Source organism: Alcaligenes sp. Marseille-Q7550, from assembly GCF_965112015.1.
Genome location: NZ_CBCOPU010000006.1, coordinates 1 through 4147, shown reverse-complemented (window position 1 = coordinate 4147; position 4147 = coordinate 1). Strand labels below are relative to the sequence as shown.

General features: G+C 66.1%; 5 protein-coding genes and 1 pseudogene. 4 read left to right on the top strand and 2 right to left on the bottom strand.

Translation table 11 applies throughout. From position 1 onward, the window contains the following. The first annotated feature begins 14 nt into the window (after window positions 1–14). Window positions 15–830, top strand: a complete 816-nt coding sequence (msrP, locus tag ACWPWO_RS18620) for a protein-methionine-sulfoxide reductase catalytic subunit MsrP (RefSeq protein WP_454007869.1) — start codon at window positions 15–17, stop codon at window positions 828–830. Next, entirely contained in the window at window positions 830–1438 is a 609-nt protein-coding gene (locus ACWPWO_RS18615) for a sulfite oxidase heme-binding subunit YedZ (RefSeq protein WP_454006659.1), read from the top strand. The genes msrP and ACWPWO_RS18615 overlap by 1 nt, the downstream gene beginning before the upstream one ends. A gap of 82 nt (window positions 1439–1520) precedes the next feature. On the opposite strand, the gene ACWPWO_RS18610 is transcribed toward ACWPWO_RS18615, so the two are convergent. Together ACWPWO_RS18610 and ACWPWO_RS18605 are read right to left on the bottom strand one after the other, a co-directional pair. Continuing rightward, the gene (locus tag ACWPWO_RS18610; RefSeq protein WP_454006658.1) at window positions 1521–2321 is read right to left on the bottom strand and encodes an N-acetylmuramoyl-L-alanine amidase; all 801 of its coding nucleotides are present in this window, start codon (window positions 2319–2321) and stop codon (window positions 1521–1523) included. A gap of 21 nt (window positions 2322–2342) precedes the next feature. After that, window positions 2343–2966 carry an SAM-dependent methyltransferase gene (locus tag ACWPWO_RS18605; RefSeq protein WP_454007868.1) on the bottom strand — a complete coding sequence of 208 codons (624 nt, stop codon included), beginning with the start codon at window positions 2964–2966 and terminating at the stop codon, window positions 2343–2345. Between ACWPWO_RS18605 and ACWPWO_RS18600 the strand changes: the two genes are divergently transcribed. Continuing rightward, window positions 2953–3810, top strand: coding sequence for a ShlB/FhaC/HecB family hemolysin secretion/activation protein (locus tag ACWPWO_RS18600; RefSeq protein ID WP_454007867.1), 858 nt, complete (start codon window positions 2953–2955; stop codon window positions 3808–3810). The genes ACWPWO_RS18605 and ACWPWO_RS18600 overlap by 14 nt on opposite strands. 33 nt (window positions 3811–3843) lie before the next feature. Beyond that, window positions 3844–4147, top strand: a pseudogene (locus ACWPWO_RS18595) (DUF2341 domain-containing protein); the annotation flags it as partial.

Here is a 4147-nt window from a genome sequence, read left to right as displayed (position 1 = left end):
GCAGGGCGCATGCCCTGGCTGCGGGCGAACCTTTGCATTTTTCCCGCTCGACGCGCTGGGCCGTCCAGGAGGAGCCCACCCGCGAATCCGACATCACCTCCTATAACAATTACTATGAATTCGGCACCGGCAAGGAAGACCCTTCCCGTTACGCCGGCGCCCTGAAGACAGAGCCCTGGACGCTGGTCGTCGACGGTCTGGTGGGCAAGCCCCTGAAGCTGGACATGGACCAGATCCTCAAGCTGGCGCCCCTGGAGGAACGCGTCTATCGCTTGCGCTGCGTGGAGGCCTGGTCCATGGTGGTGCCCTGGGTGGGCTATTCCCTGTCCGAACTGATCAAGCGCGCCGAACCTCTGGGCGACGCCCGCTTCGTGCGCTTCGAGACGGTGCGCGACGAGGGCGCCATGCCCGGGCTGCGTTCCGGCATCCTGGACTGGCCCTACGCCGAGGGGCTGCGCCTGGACGAGGCCATGCATCCGCTGACCTTATTGGCCACCGGCCTGTATGGCAAGTCCCTTCCCAAGCAGAACGGCGCGCCCGTGCGCCTGATCGTGCCCTGGAAGTACGGCTTCAAGTCCGCCAAGTCCCTGGTGCGCATCACCCTGACCGATTCCATGCCGGTGTCCAGCTGGATGCAGGTCGCCCCGCACGAGTACGGCTTCTACGCCAACGTGAATCCGGCCGTGCCCCATCCTCGCTGGAGTCAGGCGACCGAGCGCGTCATCGGCTCGGGTTTCTTCGCCGCCAAGAAGCCGACCTTGCCGTTCAACGGCTACGCCGAGGACGTGGCCGGCCTGTATGCGGGCATGGACCTGAAGCGGAACTACTGATGGCGACCTGGAAGGCTGCGCAAGTCGGCCGGTTCAAGCCGCTGGTATTCCTGCTGGGCCTGTATCCTTTGTTGCGCTGGATCTGGCTGGGCTTCATGGGCGGCCTGACCGCCAATCCCCCGGAATTCCTGACGCGCTCCAGCGGCCTGTGGGCCTGGGTGTTCCTGCTCCTGACCCTGGCGGTCACGCCGTCGCGGCGCCTGCTGGGGCAGCCGGCCCTGGTGCGAGTGCGACGCATGCTGGGCCTGTTCGCTTTCTTCTATGCCGCGCTGCATACTGCCGCCTGGGCCTGGTGGGACCGTTCCGGCGACTGGCTCTCCATGTGGCACGACATCCTTCAGCGCCCCTTCATCACGCTCGGGGCCGTGGCGACCGTGCTGATGCTGGTGCTGGCAGCAACCTCCACCCATGGTTGGCAGCGCCGGCTGGGCCGCCGCTGGTCCAGCCTGCATCGCAGCGTCTATGCCGTGGCCATCTTGTCGGTGGTGCACTTCTATCTGGTCAGGGCGGGCAAGAACGATGTGCTGGACGTCTTCGTATATGGCGCGGTGTTCCTGGGGCTGATGCTGCTGCGCAAATGGCCGGGCGCCGACCGCCAGTCGGCCTAGTCTCAGAAGCGCCTGGTCCGGCGCCTGCGGCGCATCGCGGCTTCATGGATGCGGCCCTGGCCCGCCGGACAAGCGCCGGCGCTCAGTTCAGACTCTTCAGTATGGCCAGGGTTTCCGCGTCCAGCACGCCGTCAAAGCGCGAGGGCCGGTAGTGCATCTGGAAGGCGGCGATCACATTCTGCGTGGCCTTGTCGAAGATGCCGGTCTCCGGCGTCTCGTAGCCCGCCTTGCGCAGCAGGGCCTGCACCTCGGCGGCCTGCGGCAAGGGCAGGGCGGCGTACTGCGCCTGCAGCTGGCGCGCCTGCGCCTCGTTGTACCAGCGGCCTATGCCGGCCTGGGCCAGTTCCTTCCAGGGAAACAAGGGGCCTGGATCCTGCTTGCGCTGCGGAGCCAGGTCGCTGTGGCCGATGATGTTGCGCGGGGCGACGCCATGACGCTGCGCCAGGTCCTGCAGCAGGATGGTCAGCGTCTTGATCTGTTCCGGCGTGTACGGCACCCAGCGGCCGTCGTCCAGGCGCCCCAGATTGACGATTTCGATGCCTATGGATCCGGTGTTCAGGTCCGTGAAACCGTACCAGGAACCCAGTCCGGCGTGCCAGGCGCGCCGGTTCTCGTCGACCAGGCGGTAGACGGTGGGACGGCGTTCGTCGGTGATCAGGTAATGGGCGCTGACATCGCGCTGGGTCAGCACTTTCAGCGACGTCATGTTGTTCAGGGCCGTGTAGTGTACGACCAGATAGCGCACGCGGCTGTTCTGGCCTTTGGCCTTGTAGCTGTCGTCGATCTTCAGGGGGCCGCTGCCGCCGCAGGCGGCCAGCAGGGCGGCCAGCGACAGAATGCCGGCCCGGGCGCCGCGTCGCAGCAGGGAGGAAGCCAGAGTCATGATCTTTCCTTGAGCAGGTTCCTAGCGGCCGGCCAGGAACAGGAATATGCAGGGGATCTTGTCCAGGTCCGGAGCCCGGCGCTCGCGCCATTGCTCGATGGTGGCGGTGCGCACCCATTCCTGGGAGGTCGTCAGCCCGCGCGCCACGCACAGGCGCGTGCCGGGCTTGAGCGTTTGCAGGAGCGTGGCGAACATGGCTGCATTGCGGTAGGGGGTTTCGATCAGGATCTGGGTCTGCTTCAGCGACTGCGAGACGCTTTCCCATTGCTTGAGCTGCTTGGCCCGGGCGGCGCCGTCCACCGGCGCGTAGCCGTGGAAGGCGAACTGCTGCCCGTCCAGACCGCTGGCCATCAGGCTCAGCAGGATGGACGAGGGGCCTACATGGGGCCGGACGATAATGCCCATGTCGTGCGCCATGGCAACGACGGTTGCGCCGGGGTCGGCGACGGCAGGGCAGCCCGCTTCCGACACCAGGCCGATGTCCTGGCCCGCCAGGGCCGGCTTGAGCCAGTCGCGCAGTTCGCCGGGCTTGTTGCCGCGCTTGTCCAGGGTGTGGATGGTGATCTCCTGCAAGGGGGCGGCGGTGCCCACCAGCTTCAGGAAGGCGCGTGCCGTCTTGGCGTTCTCGGCGATGAAGATGGTCAGTTCGCGCTACTGGGACCTGAACCTGTCGGGCTACAAGTCCGACAGCGACATTGCCACGGTGGGCGGCACCAACGTGCTGGGCAAAGGCCATTCCTTCGGCCTGCGCCTGAGCTACTCGCCCGACTACCAGGCGCCCTGGTACCACAGCTTTTCCATGGGCCTGGATTACAAGCGTTTCAGCGAATCGATCCGCTTCGGTGGCGACAAGGACGACGTGCCCATCACCTACGTGCCCCTGTCCCTGGGCTACAGCGGCTACCGCTACACCGAGCAGTCCCAGAGCATGGTGGCCCTGGACCTGGTGGCCAGTCCGCGCAGCTTCATGGGCATAGGCAGCAACGACGACGAATTCGACTACAAGCGCTACCGCGCCAATCCCAGCTTCGCCCTGCTCAAGCTCAACGCTTCCCACACCCAGGGCCGAGACTGGCAGCTGCACGGCCGCGTAGCCGGACAGATCGCCACCGGTCCGCTGATCTCCAACGAGCAGTTCTCGGCCGGCGGCAGCGGCACGGTGCGCGGCTATCTGGCCGCCGAGCGTTCCGGCGACGACGGCTACATGGGCAGCGCCGAGCTGCGTACGCCCTCCCTGAACCGCTGGCTCGGTCCGCGCGTGAATGAATGGCGCTTCTATGCCTTCGCGGACGCCGCCCGCATCCGCCTGCAGGACCCGCTGCCCGAGCAGGAAGCGCATTTCACCCTGGCCAGCGTGGGCCTGGGCAGCCGCATTCAACTGATGGACTGGCTGTCGGCCAACGTGGATTGGGCCTACCCGCTGCGGGACGGCGCCAATACCCGCAAACATGAACCCCGCTGGCATTTCAACGTGCGCGCCAGCTTCTAACCCTCTTCTCTCTGTATCCGGAGCATACGAATCATGCAACGCTACATCATGTTCCTGCTGGTGTTCATCGCCAGCTTTCTGCCGGCGGCCGCTCAGGCCTGGTGGCAACCCGACTGGACGTACCGCAAGCCCATTTCCATCGACGCGTCCGTCGAAGGCGCCAACCTGCAGGACGGCCTGGGCCGCACGCCCGTGCTGGTGCGCCTGCATACCGGCAACTTCACCTTCGACGGCGTGAACGACAACGGGTCGGACCTGCGCTTCGTGCTGGACGATGACAAGACCGTGCTCAGCCACCAGATCGAGACCTTCGATCCGTTGCTGGGCATCGCCCTGA

Bases quoted from the DNA above. Each gene is read 5' to 3' on its own strand.
- ACWPWO_RS18615 (WP_454006659.1), top strand. From the start codon at position 830: ATGGCGACCTGGAAGGCTGCGCAAGTCGGCCGGTTCAAGCCGCTGGTA.
- ACWPWO_RS18610 (WP_454006658.1), bottom strand. From the start codon at position 2,321: ATGACTCTGGCTTCCTCCCTGCTGCGACGCGGCGCCCGGGCCGGCATT.
- ACWPWO_RS18600 (WP_454007867.1), top strand. From the start codon at position 2,953: ATGAAGATGGTCAGTTCGCGCTACTGGGACCTGAACCTGTCGGGCTAC.